The organism is Bacteroidales bacterium (assembly GCA_035647615.1).
In the GTDB taxonomy this organism is placed as follows: Bacteria; Bacteroidota; Bacteroidia; order Bacteroidales; family 4484-276; genus SABY01.
On the sequence record DASRND010000003.1, the window covers coordinates 225,056 to 241,032 of the forward strand.

At 45.3% G+C, this 15,977-nt stretch carries 12 protein-coding genes and 1 tRNA gene; 4 read left to right on the forward strand and 9 right to left on the reverse strand.

Translation table 11 applies throughout. The annotated features are described in order from the left end of the window. The first annotated feature begins 48 nt into the window (after positions 1-48). Together speB and VFC92_01490 are read left to right on the forward strand one after the other, a co-directional pair. On the forward strand, positions 49-924 hold the full coding sequence (gene speB / locus VFC92_01485) for an agmatinase (protein ID HZK06848.1): 876 nt from the start codon (positions 49-51) through the stop codon (positions 922-924). Positions 925-999: 75 nt separating this feature from the next. Continuing rightward, positions 1,000-2,016, forward strand: a complete 1,017-nt coding sequence (locus VFC92_01490; protein ID HZK06849.1) for a deoxyhypusine synthase — start codon at positions 1,000-1,002, stop codon at positions 2,014-2,016. 288 nt (positions 2,017-2,304) lie between these two features. Here VFC92_01490 and VFC92_01495 read toward each other — a convergent pair whose 3' ends face one another. Both VFC92_01495 and VFC92_01500 read right to left on the reverse strand, forming a co-directional pair. Beyond that, on the reverse strand, positions 2,305-3,417 hold the full coding sequence (locus VFC92_01495; GenBank protein HZK06850.1) for a T9SS type A sorting domain-containing protein: 1,113 nt from the start codon (positions 3,415-3,417) through the stop codon (positions 2,305-2,307). A 243-nt stretch (positions 3,418-3,660) separates the two neighbouring features. Next, a tRNA-Cys gene (locus VFC92_01500) sits at positions 3,661-3,734 on the reverse strand. A gap of 177 nt (positions 3,735-3,911) precedes the next feature. On the opposite strand from VFC92_01500, the gene VFC92_01505 reads away from it, so the two are divergent. Then, complete coding sequence (locus tag VFC92_01505) at positions 3,912-4,526, forward strand: exosortase/archaeosortase family protein (GenBank protein ID HZK06851.1); 615 nt, start codon at positions 3,912-3,914, stop codon at positions 4,524-4,526. A 38-nt stretch (positions 4,527-4,564) separates the two neighbouring features. On the opposite strand, the gene VFC92_01510 is transcribed toward VFC92_01505, so the two are convergent. From VFC92_01510 to VFC92_01520, 3 genes are all read right to left on the reverse strand, one after another. Next, a complete protein-coding gene (locus VFC92_01510; GenBank protein HZK06852.1) occupies positions 4,565-5,473 on the reverse strand; it encodes a hypothetical protein in 909 nt (302 codons plus the stop codon). Positions 5,474-5,663: 190 nt separating this feature from the next. Then, positions 5,664-6,842 carry a PatB family C-S lyase gene (locus tag VFC92_01515; protein ID HZK06853.1) on the reverse strand — a complete coding sequence of 393 codons (1,179 nt, stop codon included), beginning with the start codon at positions 6,840-6,842 and terminating at the stop codon, positions 5,664-5,666. A 102-nt stretch (positions 6,843-6,944) separates the two neighbouring features. Further along, positions 6,945-8,078 (reverse strand): glycosyltransferase, encoded by a 1,134-nt coding sequence (locus tag VFC92_01520; protein HZK06854.1) that lies wholly within the window; start codon positions 8,076-8,078, stop codon positions 6,945-6,947. Positions 8,079-8,294: 216 nt separating this feature from the next. Here VFC92_01520 and VFC92_01525 point away from each other — a divergent pair, with 216 nt between their 5' ends. Further along, complete coding sequence (locus tag VFC92_01525) at positions 8,295-9,911, forward strand: sulfatase (protein ID HZK06855.1); 1,617 nt, start codon at positions 8,295-8,297, stop codon at positions 9,909-9,911. 314 nt (positions 9,912-10,225) lie between these two features. On the opposite strand, the gene VFC92_01530 is transcribed toward VFC92_01525, so the two are convergent. The 4 genes from VFC92_01530 to VFC92_01545 form a co-directional block, all read right to left on the reverse strand. Beyond that, on the reverse strand, positions 10,226-10,456 hold the full coding sequence (locus tag VFC92_01530) for an addiction module protein (GenBank protein ID HZK06856.1): 231 nt from the start codon (positions 10,454-10,456) through the stop codon (positions 10,226-10,228). Positions 10,457-10,703: 247 nt separating this feature from the next. Beyond that, positions 10,704-13,391 carry a glycoside hydrolase family 20 zincin-like fold domain-containing protein gene (locus tag VFC92_01535; GenBank protein ID HZK06857.1) on the reverse strand — a complete coding sequence of 896 codons (2,688 nt, stop codon included), beginning with the start codon at positions 13,389-13,391 and terminating at the stop codon, positions 10,704-10,706. A gap of 173 nt (positions 13,392-13,564) precedes the next feature. Continuing rightward, positions 13,565-15,730 carry a T9SS type A sorting domain-containing protein gene (locus VFC92_01540; protein ID HZK06858.1) on the reverse strand — a complete coding sequence of 722 codons (2,166 nt, stop codon included), beginning with the start codon at positions 15,728-15,730 and terminating at the stop codon, positions 13,565-13,567. 46 nt (positions 15,731-15,776) lie between these two features. Continuing rightward, positions 15,777-15,929 (reverse strand): hypothetical protein, encoded by a 153-nt coding sequence (locus VFC92_01545; protein ID HZK06859.1) that lies wholly within the window; start codon positions 15,927-15,929, stop codon positions 15,777-15,779. Positions 15,930-15,977: the final 48 nt, after the last annotated feature.

Consider the following 15,977-nt stretch of genomic DNA (forward strand, 5'->3'; position numbering starts at 1 on the left):
ATTCCAAATATCTGTTGTAAATTTGTCGCTCAAAAACATTAACATAAAATGGAAACATCTGAAATTTTTGGTGGTCTCGAAGCGCAATATGCTGAGCTTGCCAGCGCTGTCGCGGTAGTGTTGCCTGTTCCTTACGACGAAACAAGCACCTGGGGCAAGGGCGCTGACAATGGTCCGGCTGCTATCATCGAAGCTTCAGCCAACATGGAGCTTTACGACATCGAGACCGATACCGAGATTTACAAAACAGGCATTTACACCGCCGAAGCTGTAACGGAGAAGTCGTCGCCGGAAGCGATGGTAAACGCTGTGGAAAAAGCTGCTGACAAATATCTAAAGCAAAATAAGTTTTTGGTGGGTCTTGGCGGCGAACACAGCGTCACCACCGGATTTGTGCGCGCCTACGCCCGCCACTTCGACAACCTGAGTGTGCTACAGCTCGACGCCCACACGGATCTGCGCCCCGAATATCAAGGATCGCCTTACAGCCACGCTTCGGTGATGTCGCGGGTACGCGAGATTTGTCCGTTTGTGCAAGTGGGAATCCGCAGCATGGACATTGTTGAAAAGCCATTTTTGGTGGATGAAAAACTCTTCCTGGCCGAAGATATTTACGACAACGACGATTGGATGGAGGACGCTGTGGATCAGCTTACCGAAAATGTGTTTATCACCATCGACCTCGATGTGTTCGACCCTTCCATCATGCCCAGCACCGGCACGCCCGAACCGGGAGGATTGTATTGGTATCAGGTGATAAAATTCCTGCGCCGCGTGATAGAAGAAAAAAATGTAGTGGGTTTTGATGTGGTGGAGCTGGCGCCCGTGGACGATAATAAAGCGCCCGACTTCCTCGCTGCCAAGCTGATTTACAAACTACTAACTTACAAATTCCAAGACCAGGCCACCCGCGCAATAAAATAGTGAACCTTGCGCTACAGCGGCTGTTTTGACATTAACAGAATTTTATTTATTCCTAATTATAAAGATTTAGAAATCATGAACAAGAAGAGCTTACTCAAAGAAACCATCCGTCATATCGACATCAAATCCTTCGACAGCACGCCCATCATCGATGCGATGCGTGGCATGTCGTTCTCCTCGCGTGATACGGCTGCGGCTGCCGACATTTTGCAACGCATGATCAATGACGACGACTGCACCATCTGGCTCACACTTGCTGGCAGCACCAGTGCCGGCGGATGTATGCAGGTGTATGTGGATATGATCAAAAATAATATGATCGATGCCGTGGTGGCTACAGGCGCTTCCATCGTGGATATGGATTTTTTCGAGGCGCTCGGTTACAAACATTATCGCGGAACTCCATTTGTGGATGATATGGAGCTGCGTTCGCAATACATCGACCGCATTTATGATACTTTTATTGATGAAGAAGAGCTGCAGGCCTGCGACGACGCCACCCAAAAAATTGCCGACAGCCTCGAGCCGCGTCCATATTCGTCGCGTGAGTTCATTCGCGAAATGGGACGCTATCTTACCAAACATTCCGTAAAAAAAGATTCGCTGGTACAAGTGGCCTTTGAACACAATGTTCCCATTTTCTGTCCCGCTTTTTCTGACTGCAGCGCTGGTTTTGGTTTAGCAAAACATCAGTGGAAAAATCCCGACAAACACGTTTCCATTGATTCGGTAAAAGATTTTCTGGAGCTTACCAAAATAAAAATGGAAGCCGGTGGCTCGGGATTGTTTATGATTGGTGGCGGCGTGCCCAAAAACTTCGCTCAGGACACAGTAGTCTGCGCCGAAATATTAGGAAAAGAAGTTCCCATGCACAAATATGCTGTGCAGATTACCGTAGCCGACCCACGCGATGGCGCCTGCTCGAGCTCTACACTAAAAGAAGCCGCTTCTTGGGGCAAGGTAGATACCATGTACGAACAAATGGTCTACGCTGAAGCTACAACAGTGTTGCCGCTCATCATCAGCTATGCCTACCACAAAGGAGACTGGAAAAAACGCAAACAAAGAGAGTGGACCAAGCTATTTGATTAGAACCTCTTATTTTTGATTTAAAAAAAAGGGGCTTCCTGTAACGATCAGGAAGCCCCTTTTTTAACGCCTCATCCCTGCCCCTCTGCTGGACAGTAGGATTGTTTGCTAAGCGAAGCATGTTGTTTTGGGTTTCGGATTACGTCACGAAAGAGAGCTCCCTTCCCCGTGTCGGAGAAGGGTCGGGGATGGGGCAATGACGACGAAAATCTGAGTATGGAGTCGAAGAATATGTTGGGAACACTACACCTAAATAATTGCAACTATTTGGTTTTTTTCTTTTTAACTCCCCTATTGCACCACCATCTTACGCATCTGGCGTCCTTTTGGGGAGGTGAGGATCAGATAATAAATTCCGGATTGGATATTCGATGGCTGCCATTCCAGACGATGGCTTCCAGGAGTATAACTTCCGTTAGCCGGATTGGCTACACACTGTCCAATGGAATTATAAATTTCGATGGTAATATCATTTTTATCCAATAGCTCAAAAGTAATGGTAGTGCTTCCCGCAAATGGATTGGGAACATTTTGTCGCAATAAAATTCCTTCGATCACCAGCGGATCGGCTATGGAGGAGGAGCCAAGCACAGGCGAGCCGGCATGCACCCATGCGGTGTATATCAGTTCGGCCAAAGCATGCGAAGCGCTTTTGAAAAGATGCGTGGTGAACTCATTGGAATATTCCCACAGCGCCTGCTTGTAGGCCTGTGAGCCGGTGTTGCCCGAAACGCTTTTGGCGTAGTCGTCGGCCATGAGTATCGAATCGACATAGGGATAATTTTGATAAATGTATCCAAAGATGTATTCCGGCACATCGTCAACAAATTCGGCAGGTGAGCCTTCGTAATTAATCTGTGAGATGTAAGCGTTGATCATGGTGGATTCGTAGCGTGAATGGATACCGGTGTTGCCGGTAAACTGCCCGTTGTAGTTGCGGGTAATATGCATGGGCATGTGTCCGTCGGCTACGTAATGGCCAAGGTCGGCGGCAAAGAGCACGGCCTTTTCCCAATCGTAGCGCTCGAAGCAGCTTACCAGCGAATCGAAGGTGCGCAGGGTAGCCCACGGCAACACACCCTGGTTGTAAACGAAATAGGTGCCGTAAAGCATGATCACCGAGTCGAGCGTTTGCGGGATACGCCCGGTTTCGTTAAACAACTGATAATTGTCGATGTCGATAAAATGGCGTGGGCTTTCGTTGGGATCGCTGCTCTTGCGTTTGTCGGCATCGCTGGCATGGGCTGCCAGTATAGCAGTCCACTGATCGAAATCCGCCATGTGCTCATTATACGACAGCGACGCTCTCTGACTGATGTGGAAATGTCCGACATGACCCCAACCCGACAACAGAATGATAGCAACTGTCGCGAGAGGTAAAAGGAAAACTTTCTTGTTTTTCATAAAAATGAAGTTTGTGGTTTTTTTGGCAAAGTTAATTTTTAATGAGGACGTTGGTTATGTTGCAAAATAGTTGGCTGATTTTGTAAAACAAAAATGAATTTATGAATGTGATACAAGAACCAAGAGCGCTCAAAGAATTTAAAACGGCGCAAAAGGACGTTTAGTGGAATGGATAAAAAGGCTGTGATTTTGAGAGAAAAATAAAAACCCGCAACGAGATGCTGCGGGTTGGTGTTTATTTCCTGGAGGTGTCGAGCGGATTCGAACCGCTGTAGGCGGTTTTGCAGACCGCTGCCTGACCGCTCGGCCACGACACCTGATTTTAAATTTGAACCGGGATTGCAAAAATAACACATTTTGGTAAACAGAAGCGAAAATTATGATTAGAACCTAACTTTGTTCCTAAATAGCCTCTGCGTCTCCCCGCCCCAGCGGTTTCTACTTTTTTGTCGCTGCAGATGAATTTTATTAATTTCACCGCCCAAAATCAGAGTATGACAAAAAAGGAAGGATTTATAAAAAGAAACAAGCGCACCATCAGCGATTTCATCCGCCTGCACAGGCTCGACGCGCTTACCGACGTGGCTTTATTTGTCATCATCACTTTGGTGATCCATTTCAGCTTTCGCTTTTGGGCCAACCAATTGCATTTTTATCCCATCAAAGAACTTTATTTAAGCATTGGCACCTGGCTGTCGGATCAGGTTTATGTACAAAGCATCTGGTTTGTAGAACATGTTTTAAAGATTCCGTTTACGGCAGTGGATCAAACGCGCACGATGTATTTCACCAACAGCGGCTACATAGCTGTCAATTCGAGCTGCTCCGGTTTTAAGCCGATGCTGCAGTTTGTGCTGCTGATGATGATTTATCCGGGGCCTTGGCGCCACAAACTTTGGTTTATCCCAATGGGACTTTTCATTGTTCATCTCACCAATTTGTTTCGCATCACCGGGCTTTCGGTAGTGATCGTGAATTGGCCCAACTACTGGGATTTTAGCCACGACTATTTGTTCAGGCCGTTTTTTTATGTGGTAATTTTCTCGCTCTGGGTATGGTGGGTGGAGCGATTCAGGCCCATGACCAAAAAAACAAAGGCAACATCTTAGTGCTGCCTTTGCTGGTTGATTATCTCTAAAAAATTTCTCTATCGTAACTCAAAAGAGCTTTCGCCAACGATTTCCCCATCCATATAAATGGAAACAAGATAGCGGCCTACCATAGCGTTCTCATCCGAATTTTTCTTATCCCAGTAGACGCAAAGATCCATCGACTCGCCTTCGTATTTCACATCCCGTTTGATGGAATATTGGAGTTTGGTGTTGTTGGCCATAAAAGTGTATTCATCGCCGGTGTCGTACATAAGAATAATGCCATCGGGGCGGGCAATGCGGAAATAGATGGATTTGATGCCAGATTTCACGAGTGTATTTTCGCCCAGGGTAAAGCAAATCTGAACGCGGTCGGTGCGTTTGGCTTTGTCGGTTTCAGTCTGTCGTGAGCCGCGCTGGCGGATGCCGGTAGATTTGATGTTGTAGGCGCGCAGCACCGAAGCACTTTGCACAATGTTTTCCAGTTCGACACGCTGTTCCTGCAGCGTCACATTTTTCACCTGTTCGCTCTTAAAGCTTTCGCGGATGCGCTGATTTTCCTGCTTCAGATCATCGTTTACACGATAGAGTGAGTCCATTTGGTTTACGTAGCCTTTGGCCACATCGCGGAGCCTGTCGAGTTTTTTCTTTATCTGAAAATATTCCCATTTATAATTCAGCAGATCCTTGATCTCCGAAGCATTGGCCTGTATCAGGCTGTCGCGCGAAGCCAGGGTATCCGACAAACGGCCATAGTTAGATTTCACATCGTTATGTTCTTGCAGAAGCGCATTGAGTTCGTTTTGCAGCTCAGTACGCATCATCTCTTTTTCTACGGTCATATCTTCCACCTTTGTGGCTGTGTTGATGTACATGTAGCCCAGCAGCAATACCAGCAGCAGAAGTATGGCCAGAAGAATGATGTAGATAATCGGTTTCGATTTTTTTGGTGCCTGTTCAGTCATTTCTCGTTATACTTTATTGTAGTTTGAAAAATCAAGTAGTTAAATAATATCCATTATCGGCGGCAAAATTAGCAAATTTCGTGTGGATTATTTTCGCAGCAGCTATTAAAAATGCTTTCGCCGGACACTTATTGCATTAGCAATATTTTATAAATTTGGCGTAATAGACAAAAAGTAGGCAATAAGCTTCTTATCGTTGATGCCGGCTCACTGCGTCGTGGAGTTGTTCCATGGCTTGCTGCACCAACTGGTGCGGGCATGCCACGTTGAGGCGCATAAAACTCTCGCCACCGGTGCCAAACATTTCGCCTTCGTTTAAACCCAGACGGGCATTATTTACAAAAAAATCTTTCAACCCTCCGACAGGTAATTCCAGATCGCTGCAGTCGAGCCAGATCATGTAGGTGCTTTCTGGCTCGATCATCCTAATCAGCGGGATGTTTTGCTGCAAATATTCCCGCACAAGAGTTATGTTTTGCTGCACGTATTCGAGCAATTGCCTCAGCCAGTCCTCGCCATGCTCATAAGCAGCCTGCAGCGCGATGGCACCAAAAAGGTTGCCCATGCCCGCGTGCAACTGGTCGTTGAGCATGTGGTTGTATTTGTCGAGGAGTTCCTGGTTTGGGATGATAAGATAAGAAGTGGCCAGCCCCGCCAAATTAAAGGTTTTGGAAGGTGCGTTGCAGGTGATGGTTTGCGCAGCCACCTCCTCGCTAAGCGATGCCAGCGGGATGTGCTGATGTCCATCCAAGATAAGGTCGGAATGAATTTCGTCGGAGATGATGAGCACGTCGTTGTCGATGCAAATCTGTGCCATGGTTTCTAACTCGTGGCGCGTCCAGACGCTACCGCCGGGATTGTGTGGATGACAAAGCATAAGTATGCGCGCACCAACGGCTTTTTGTTTCAGATCGTCAAGATCCATGCTAAGCCGGCCGTTTTTTAACACCAAAGGATTTTCAACAATTTCGCATTCATTTTCTCGGATGGCGCTGAAAAACGGGAAATAGACCGGTGGCTGCACGATGATGCGGTCGCCAGGTTTTGTGAGCGCCATCACCAGCATATTGAGCGCCGGCACCACGCCCGGACTAAAACTCAGCCATGCCGGATCGACATCCCACCCATGGCGTTTTTTCATCCAACCGACAATGGCATTATTAAATTCATCACCGCGAAAGGTGTAGCCTGTTATTTCGTGTTCCAGGCGCTTTCGCAGCGCATCGATCACAAAGTCGGGCGTGCGGAAATCCATGTCGGCCACCCACATCGGCAGCACTTCTTCGCTGCCAAAGATGCGCTGGCGGGCATCATATTTTATGCAATTTGTCCCTTCACGGGAAATGATTTCGTCAAAGTTGTATTTCATATTTTCTTTTTTAATCAATTATTACAAACCCATTATCGAAAGGAACAACGAAAAATGCAGAGGGTTTAAAAAATTCAAAATACTATGATTCTATTCAAGTTTTTAATGCCATTTTCGCTTTCGCGAGAAAAGCAGACGGAGGCGGATGAAAAAGCCGATGAGTAAAAGGAACAATTCAAAAAACGGCGTAAGCAGCAACAGGTTTTTTTCGTGGAGGCGCTTTTGTATCAGGCCGAACAGGATGAGTTGGCTGATGAATCGCAAAGCAAATATTGCTGCCACCGAAATCCAGGGAGCCTTTAATAACAGGAGAGCTGCCAGCAAAGTGTAGAAAAGGAAGAGCGACAAAGTGTAGGTTTCGATGAGCACGCGGTGGCCTGTTTTAAAATAATGGCGCATGCCCAGCCTTTTTTTTTCGCTGATCAGCCAACGCCGGAAAGAATACGGTCGCACCTGATCGATGCGGCTGCCGGCACTTATTTGCACCGACACATTTTTGCGCGTGGCGGTTTTATTTACAAAGAGTTCGTCGTCGCCGGCGTTGATGGTGTAATGAGCGCTGAAGCCTTTGTTTCGGTAAAATAGTTCGCGGGTGTAGGAGAGGTTGCGGCCGATGCCTTTGAATGGGATTCCGCTAAGTGCCATCGAAAGGTAAAGCAACGCATCATAAAAAGCCGTAAACCGCAGCCATTTATTGATTCGTGATGTCGTGCGCCAGGAAGCATATCCCAGTACAATCTCGCGCCCGGGCTGCATGGCTGCCGTCATCTCCGATATCCACTGCTCGTTGGCCGGGCAACAGTTGATGTCGGTGAGCAAAATCAGATCGCTGTAAGCCGACTTGATGCCCAGCGATAATGGAAACTTTCGACCCGAAAACCAGTTGAGACTTTGCGTAAGCTCTACAATGCGCAGGTGGGGATATTTGGCCGTAAATTCATCCATCAGCTCCATGGTGCCGTCTTCGGAGTTATCAACCACCAGAACAACTTCGTACCTGCGATGCACCTGTTCAAGGAAAGCCGCCAGGTTTTCGTTTACATCCCGATATTGGTTGTTGGCCATAATTACAATTGAAACAGGCGTTTCATCAGCTACTTCAAAGGTTTTTTTGTAAAAAGCCAACCGCACAAACACCAGCCAGAAGTAGATGAGCTGCACCATTGTAACGGCGGCAAAACCTACCAGGAGCCAGAATAATAAAGGTTGTTCAGGTATAAATTCTGTAAATGTCATTGCTGTGCAAATAGTGGCGGCAAAAGTAGAATTAAGCAGGCAGATGTAAATGGGCGTTGATAAGTTTTCGGATTAGCTTTTGGGGCGTTAAATTTGCATAAAGTCTATGTTTATGAACCATCCGTATTACGATTCCGATCAGTTGCGCAGAATGCTGCTTGCTAATCAATTCATTACATTTGTCACTTTAAAATATTTTCATTCAAACTCATTTCTATGAAGCATATTCAATTTCTATTCATTCGATTTTTTAAACCAGGGCTTCTGTTTGTGATCATGATGGCGTTGTTGGTTTCCTGTTCGGAGCAGGTGGTGCAAAGGCCTAACATCATTTTTATCATGAGCGACGATCATGCTTACCAGGCCATTAGCGCTTATGAGGATCATCTCATTCACACCCCAAACATCGACAAACTCGGCGATGAGGGAATGCGCTTCGACCGTGCGTATGTTACCAATTCGATTTGCGCACCAAGTCGTGCTGTAATTCTTACCGGCAAGCACAGCCACATAAACGGGGTGCGCGATAATGAGACAGATTTCGACAGCAGTCAGACTACGTTTCCAAAATTATTGCAACAAGCAGGCTACCAAACAGCTATCGTGGGGAAGTGGCATTTGAAATCGGATCCCAAAGGTTTTGATTTTTGGAAGATTCTGATTGATCAGGGCGACTATTATCAGCCCGAATTTAAAACCAGCGAGGGAATCTTTACAATGCAGGGCTATGTTACGAACATAATAACTGATATGGCTTTGGATTTTCTCTCGAAGCAAACCAACCAGAAAAAACCTTTTATGCTGATGTATCAACACAAGGCACCGCATCGCGCATGGCTGCCGCCACAACAATATCTGGATGCTTTTTGGAGCCAGCCTATCCCGATCCCAAAAACGCTGTTTGACGATTACCAAAACCGTGGAAGTGCTGCCAGGCAAGCCGAAATGCGGATAAGCGACCACATGGGGTTGACGAATGATACTAAAATAGAGCCTAAAATTTTGGATTCTCTTGGCATGAAGGAGTTCATGAAATGGTTTGCCAATATTTACAATGACAAACTCTCCCGCCTCACCGCCGCCGAAAGGGAAAAGTGGGATAGCGTTTATGGGCCGATGAATGAAGCCTTTTTTAATAATCCGCCGCAGGGCGATTCGTTGACGCTCTGGAAGTACCGGCGTTACATGGAAGATTATCTGGCCACCATAAAATCGATAGATGACAATGTTGGCAGGTTGCTCGATTATCTTGACGAATCCGGGCTGGCTGAAAACACCATCGTTGTTTACACTTCCGACCAGGGATTTTACCTGGGTGAGCATGGCTGGTTCGACAAACGATTTATGTATGAAGAATCGTTCAGAACGCCGCTACTGGTGCGCTGGCCCGATAAAATTAAACCCGGAACCGTAAACTCGAATTTGGTACAAAACCTCGACTTTGCCGAAACCTTTCTGGACGCTGCCGGTGTAGATATTCCCGACGATATGCAGGGCGAAAGTTTGCTGCCACTTTTTGCCGAGAACGATAAGGATTGGCGCAATGGGCTTTATTATCATTATTACGAATATCCGGCTTTCCATGCCGTGAAGCGCCATTACGGAGTGAGTACTGATCGATACAAGCTCATCCATTTTTATTACGATGTGGACGAGTGGGAGCTTTATGATCTCGTAAAGGATCCTGACGAAATGCAAAATGTAATTGATAATCCGGAATACCAGCAAGTAAAGGAAGAGTTGTTGGTTCGGTTGGATGAATTGCGAAAGCAATACGGAGATTCGGATGAATTGACAAAGGAGATTTTAGAAAGCGACCTCAATAGGAAATAGTGATTCTTGAAAAGATCTTCGTGGTAAAGTCAGGGTTTGCAACAGGAGCCTCGTAGAGGCAGCAGTATGGTAGAAAATTGAGGTCAGGAGAAAAAAGCCTCGTAGAGGCGACACTATGATCTTGCAGAATTATCATATTGTATTCTGAAAAAGGCTTAATTAATTGATGGTTCAATCGAATGGAAAAAGGTCTTTAATTCTATTATAATTTCGCTCCTACGGAGCTTTGTGTTTTCATTGTTACTTTATTCTACCATAATTCCGCTCCTACGGAGCTTTCTCTGTCAATTTTGGCCAAAGGGTCGATGGCTAATTTATACATTGTATTTTTTGTCGAATTCCTCTTTTACTTCCTGTTCCTGCCAGTCGTGATATGAATCAGGGTTTTCTTTGTAATTCTTCAAGCGCTGGTCGATGATTTTTTTATGATGTTCCGGAATATCAGAATCATCAATGGGTCCATGCGTTGTAAATCCAAGATTTTTCATTAGTTCCTTAAAAAAAGGGACTCTTTGATCGGGTATCGAAACAGAAAAGTTTGCCATGATTCAATGCTTTTATTTTACTCAGATGCAAATTTAATACAATTTGGGTATTCCCTTTTCTTCTTACAGATACAAGATGGCAAATGCTTTAACTAACAGAATTCCTGACCTGTTTGTTGATTTACAGCTGTCAACAACTCTTTATCCACTACGCGGAATTCATCACAGGGGATTTAATATTGATGAATAAAAGCAACCCCCAAGCCTCCGACACCTCGAAGAAGTTTTACAAATAATGCTAGTTACCCTATCTCAAAATAATCTCATCCGAAAAAATCATCGATTCGTAGCCGGAGCCTGAATGATGCCACTCGGGCAACTTGCCGTAATAGTAGGCAATTACTTTCAGGTATCGTGTTTTCAGGCTATTAAATTCGGTGGTGTAATTGTGTTTTAAGCTGCCCTTTTCTTCAGGAGTAATTGTGTTGGCCAGGCTTTGGATAAGGACGTATTCGTCATCCAAATCATTTTTCCCATAAATTTCGATCTTCGTTGGGAAGATAACCCAGTCGTAGGTATTTTGATAAAATCCCATCGAAAAGAAATTTATTGTTTGGATTTCTGACAGGTCAATTTCGATGTCGATATTCTGGCCCGAAAATCCCTGCCACAGGCCGCTCCGCAAAACGTCGGCCTCGCCCTGCTTCCCGTCCAAGAGGGCATTTTTTCCTCCGCCATCGTAGCCGGGGTGATAATTTGAATAGGATGAATTAAGTTTATGTAATTTCCCAATTCCCTTGTGATAGATAATGGTGGTTTCGGTTTTTGGAAAGGCTTTCGCCGGATGGATTACCCCGGCCACAATTTTGGTGTCTTCATCAATAAAAACTGGCTCTTTATACTTTGCCGACGACATTGTTACGGTATCTGCGTTTAATGCATAATAAATTTCCTGGTCGTCAAATATCGAACGAATAGAAATCTCCCGTCCTTTTTCAGTCAGCGTATCGGCGGCAGTAATCAGGCAATGGTATTTTAGGTTTTCGATGCTTTCGGTTAGTTTTTCAAACTTTGCCACATTCTTTTCTAACCACCACGGGCGGTTTTCCAGATTCCATAAATGCACATACTCTGATTGCAAGGCTCCGGCCTCATCAGCCAACAGGTCGATTTGCTTTTTTAATTCAACATCCGATTTATTGCTCGCTCCATTTATAAACTCGGAAATATCAATCCTGAGCAAATTTTTGTGTAAGGTAAATTTTACTTGACGGATGGCAAACAGCAAATAGTCGAGAGTGCTCTTGTTGTACCTGATTTGTGGGGCAAGGGCTTCGATGCTTTGTTTTAAAGCCACCGTTTGCTCCAGCATAGCGCGATTTTCATCCCTTCTTCCATCTCTAACATAATCGAAATAGATGGGGAAAACGGGTTCGAAAAAGCGACTGTTGTTTAAAATATCCCGTACGCCCGATTGGTGGAAGCCTGAAAAGGAAATCATAGCATCCGTCAATGAACTTTCATTTAATCCATAAAAAATGGCATCATAATTCCGGTTGAAGGCGTGGTATATTTTTTCTCTTTCCACATCGGATGCTTCCATCGACAAATTCGATGCGGGTGCATTCCAACTATTTTCGGCACCCCAGGCAAAGCCGTGCCAGTTGTTTTGGAAAAAGTTCATCCCGTCGTCGTCCCAGCTCGTGTTTAGTACGCCGGTAGCCCCGTGTTTGTAGGCATCTCTGATAAAATTATAGACATTGATTTGGGTAGAATAAAAATCTGGAAAAATATTTGACCAGCAGTTAATGCCCGGAGCCACCCAAAAGTTAAGCCCGGATTCGGAGAGCGGCGTAACGGCATATTCAAAATTATCGGCGGCATGATAGCCCCAGGCGATCACAGTAATATCACTGGGCAACTGTCCGATTATTTCCGGGTGGTTGCCCACAATGTCGCCCCACATCACTATTTTTTTTCCGTAAGGTTTTAGCAGGCTGTCCAGCTTATTGATATGACTAACATACACGCCGCCAATGCCGAGGCTTTCCGCCATTGCCTTGGATTTTCCTTCGCCCAGGCCGTGGGTTTCATCACAATTAATATTGAAATATTCGCCTTCAAAGGCAGGGACAATTTCGCTGTATGCCTCAGCAAGAAACTGGTAGGATTCGTCCATGGCCGGCGAAATGATATGCCCGGCTTCGGCCAAATGCTGATATTGGGGGAGGGAAAGTGTTTTTTCCATGTGGCCAAACGACTGGTAATTTCCGATAAGATGCACGTGATGTTTTTTAGCATAGGAACTTAATTCTTCAAGCTGTGCTTTGGTAATTCCGTCGGCGGGTGCGATTCCCGGGTGGCTGTCGAACTGGAAAACATGCTCGATGTAGAGGGTGAAATAATTCAGTTTGAAAGCAGCCATTTTAAGGATTTGGGCTTTCAACGTTTCCATGCTTGGGATGGGTCCGCGGCTGATGTCATCCTGCCAGCCACGCACCGCAATGTCGGGATAATCGTAAATAGTTAAACCGGGAATCATGCTTCCGCTGCGATTGGCTTGAATGACTTGTTTCAGGGTTTGGATGCCATAGAAAATCCCGGCATCGGTTTTTGAAATTATTTTAATTCCCCCTGACGAAACTGCCAAAACATAGCCCTCATCGCCCGGCTCGAAAGCGGCATCTAAGGCATTATCTTTTATAATCTCCGTCCATCTTGTTTCTGATTCAACTCTGATAAATTCGATACAATTATTTGTTGCCTTTTTAGCTTTTTCTAAATTGATGTTCAATTCCTGCTGAATACAATCTCTTAGTTCATCAGCGTAAAACGAACCCTGCGCATAGCCGACAATTTTTGTGTTTTCATCAATCCTGAAAGCACCATCCCGAAGCTCGATTTGCTTAGGCCGGGGAATTAATTTCAACTGTGCGCTGAGCAAGGTTCCCTGCAAAAGGATTAAAATAAGGATCGAGATTTTTAGTGTTTTCATATCAATAAATTAAAGCTGTAAAGATAATCCGATTTGAAAATAAAAAAGAGGCTGACAAACACGTTGCCAACCTCCATCTTAACAAAGGGAATCAACACTTCTATTCAACAACTATCTTTCGCACGACGGGTTGGTCGTCCGTTTCAAATTTTATAAAATAGAAAAATGAATCTCTATCTGGCAATAATCAGCTTCTCCGAAACTGTGATTGCTTTCGAATCGGAGGTAAATTGCAGGTGGTACAATCCATTTGAAAGGTGGTGGGCATCAATCACCGATTGTTCACCCGAAACCCTTTGCTCAAACACCATTTGTCCGTTTGTATTAAAGATGCGTACAGAACCTGCCTGGCCATTAGGAGTTGTAAATGTAAAAGTACCATTGTTGGGCATCGGGAAAATGGAGATCGTTTTCTGAGCTTCTACCGGATCAGCAATGCCTACTGGTTCTAAGGTTTTAAATTCCACAATCGTGGCAGGGCCCCATTCGTCGAGTGCATTTTTACCAACAGCAATAGCATAGTAATCTGTGTTTGCAAACAAATCTATCCACACCCAGTCGTCGATGGCATACATGGGTGAACCAAATTCGATAATAACAGCAACAGCCGAATCCTGACCAATCTCATTAAAATACGATTTAGTAATCAGACCGTCATAAAACAGCGCCGTTTGGTCGTTGGGTATAGCGATGAGTCGTGCCGAGCTGTCGGTAATTTGAGAAACCTGCACCTGCATTTCTGCCAGTCCGTTGCCGCCACCCGTGAGTGTTGTTACAGTTTTTGTGTTGAGCGGATAACCAAATCCGTTGGCATCGAGCGGACGTGCATAAAGGGTATATTCGGTGTTTGGAGCTTGGCCGGTCCAAAGATGGGTAAAGGCTTCTGTTTTTTCGATGCCCCACATTTGCACCAGCGAATCGACTGATACGCCCAGCCAGGCTGACCACATCGCCATTTCGGACTGGGTGCTAAGCAATGCAAAATAGCTTGCACAGGCTACGTTGGGCGTAAAGGAAGCTTCAACCGTGGTGTTGGTAATTTCTAAAGGAGTTATTATAACAGCAGGATCGGAAACTTCGTCATTCATAAAACGAGCAACCAAAAACTCGGGGAAGTCTGCGCCCGCGGTGTGGCCGGCCACAACAATTTTTCCGTCGGGTTGAATGGCTACGGCTGTGCCCTGATCAATATCTTTGTTTAAATCGGTGATAGTTATTCCATCCGTTCCAAACGAGGTGTCGAGAAGACCATTAGCATTCAGCCTTACCAAACCCATATCGTAATCTTCTGGCCCTTCGGCGTAGCCGCTCAATATAATTTTATCGTCATTCTGAATTACCATATCTGTAAGATAGTTGCCACCGTAAATAAGATTTACCGTGGTAATTCCATTGGTGCCAAAGGTGTTGTCGATGTTTCCGTTCTCATCTAAACGTGCCGCAGCGAAATCGTAGCGCAAAGGTTGGGTGCCAATCCAGGTGTGGCCGCCGGCTATTATTTTCCCATCACTTTGCAGAGCAATGGCAATCATAAAATCGTATCCTGTGCCAATGCTGAATAATGTAGAACCGAATTCGCCAAACGTAACGTCGAGTGCGCCATTGGCGTCGAAGCGGGCAATTCCGAATGCATAATTTGCAGCAGCGTCAAAGGCCAATCCGCCAACTAAAATTCTGCCATCATTTTGTATAACGACATCCTGGCCAAAGCACAAACCGATGCCTACATCAGCAGAAGCGAGGCCGCCTGTGCCGAAAGTATTATCAAGTGTTCCGTTGGTATTATATCTCACCAACATGAACCTTTCTTCGTGGTCGCCGGCAAGCAAAATTTTCCCATCATCCTGCAACACTATGGCTTCTGCCACTTCGCTGGTGTTGCCGAAATCGGTTATTACAATGCCATTTGTTCCAAAGGTATTGTCAGGCGTTCCGTCAGCATTGAGTCTGATAAGCAACACGTCGGTGGAAGAACCCGTGAAAATATAACCACTAAGCACGATCTTTCCATCGGGTTGTAGAACCATATCAAGTACATAATCGCTGGTGGTAGTGGCCGAAATGGAAACCATACCGTTGGTGCCAAAGGTGTTGTCGTTAGAACCGTCTTCGTTGTAGCGTACTACGGCAACATCGTAATTGGGGGAAAAGCCGGTGTGTCCGGCGGCAATAATTTTTCCGTCGGGCTGCACGGCTATGGCACGAGCCATATTAAATCCCTCGGTGATTACGCTGGTTACGATGCCTTCGTTACCAAACGAAAAATCCAATGTGCCCGGTTGCGCCTGGGCAAAAGTTACTGTTGCTAAAAGTGCAATTACTGTAAAAATCTTTCTCATTGTTTTAAAAGTTAGTTTAGATGTTAATGGTTCTAATAGAATGGTGTTACTTATTGTCATGATTTTTCTCCTGTTCTTTAGTTAGTTCTTTAAGCAGCTTTTCTAAAATTTTACGCTCTTCCTTTTTCTTTTTAATAAAATGCTCAAGCTGTATCGCCCCTTGGTCATTTTCCATTTTCGCTCCGTGCTCCTTTTTCATCTGTAATTGTTTTGGACGGCAAGAGTAGGTCAGTTTATAAAATTGGCC

What these genes read in the sequence shown, in the direction of transcription:
- speB (HZK06848.1), top strand. Translation starts at nt 49, where the DNA reads ATGGAAACATCTGAAATTTTTGGTGGTCTCGAAGCGCAATATGCTGAG.
- VFC92_01530 (HZK06856.1), bottom strand. Translation starts at nt 10,456, where the DNA reads ATGGCAAACTTTTCTGTTTCGATACCCGATCAAAGAGTCCCTTTTTTT.
- VFC92_01535 (HZK06857.1), bottom strand. Translation starts at nt 13,391, where the DNA reads ATGAAAACACTAAAAATCTCGATCCTTATTTTAATCCTTTTGCAGGGA.
- VFC92_01520 (HZK06854.1), bottom strand. Translation starts at nt 8,078, where the DNA reads ATGACATTTACAGAATTTATACCTGAACAACCTTTATTATTCTGGCTC.
- VFC92_01525 (HZK06855.1), top strand. Translation starts at nt 8,295, where the DNA reads ATGAAGCATATTCAATTTCTATTCATTCGATTTTTTAAACCAGGGCTT.
- VFC92_01495 (HZK06850.1), bottom strand. Translation starts at nt 3,417, where the DNA reads ATGAAAAACAAGAAAGTTTTCCTTTTACCTCTCGCGACAGTTGCTATC.
- VFC92_01505 (HZK06851.1), top strand. Translation starts at nt 3,912, where the DNA reads ATGACAAAAAAGGAAGGATTTATAAAAAGAAACAAGCGCACCATCAGC.
- VFC92_01515 (HZK06853.1), bottom strand. Translation starts at nt 6,842, where the DNA reads ATGAAATACAACTTTGACGAAATCATTTCCCGTGAAGGGACAAATTGC.
- VFC92_01510 (HZK06852.1), bottom strand. Translation starts at nt 5,473, where the DNA reads ATGACTGAACAGGCACCAAAAAAATCGAAACCGATTATCTACATCATT.
- VFC92_01540 (HZK06858.1), bottom strand. Translation starts at nt 15,730, where the DNA reads ATGAGAAAGATTTTTACAGTAATTGCACTTTTAGCAACAGTAACTTTT.
- VFC92_01490 (HZK06849.1), top strand. Translation starts at nt 1,000, where the DNA reads ATGAACAAGAAGAGCTTACTCAAAGAAACCATCCGTCATATCGACATC.
- VFC92_01545 (HZK06859.1), bottom strand. Translation starts at nt 15,929, where the DNA reads ATGAAAAAGGAGCACGGAGCGAAAATGGAAAATGACCAAGGGGCGATA.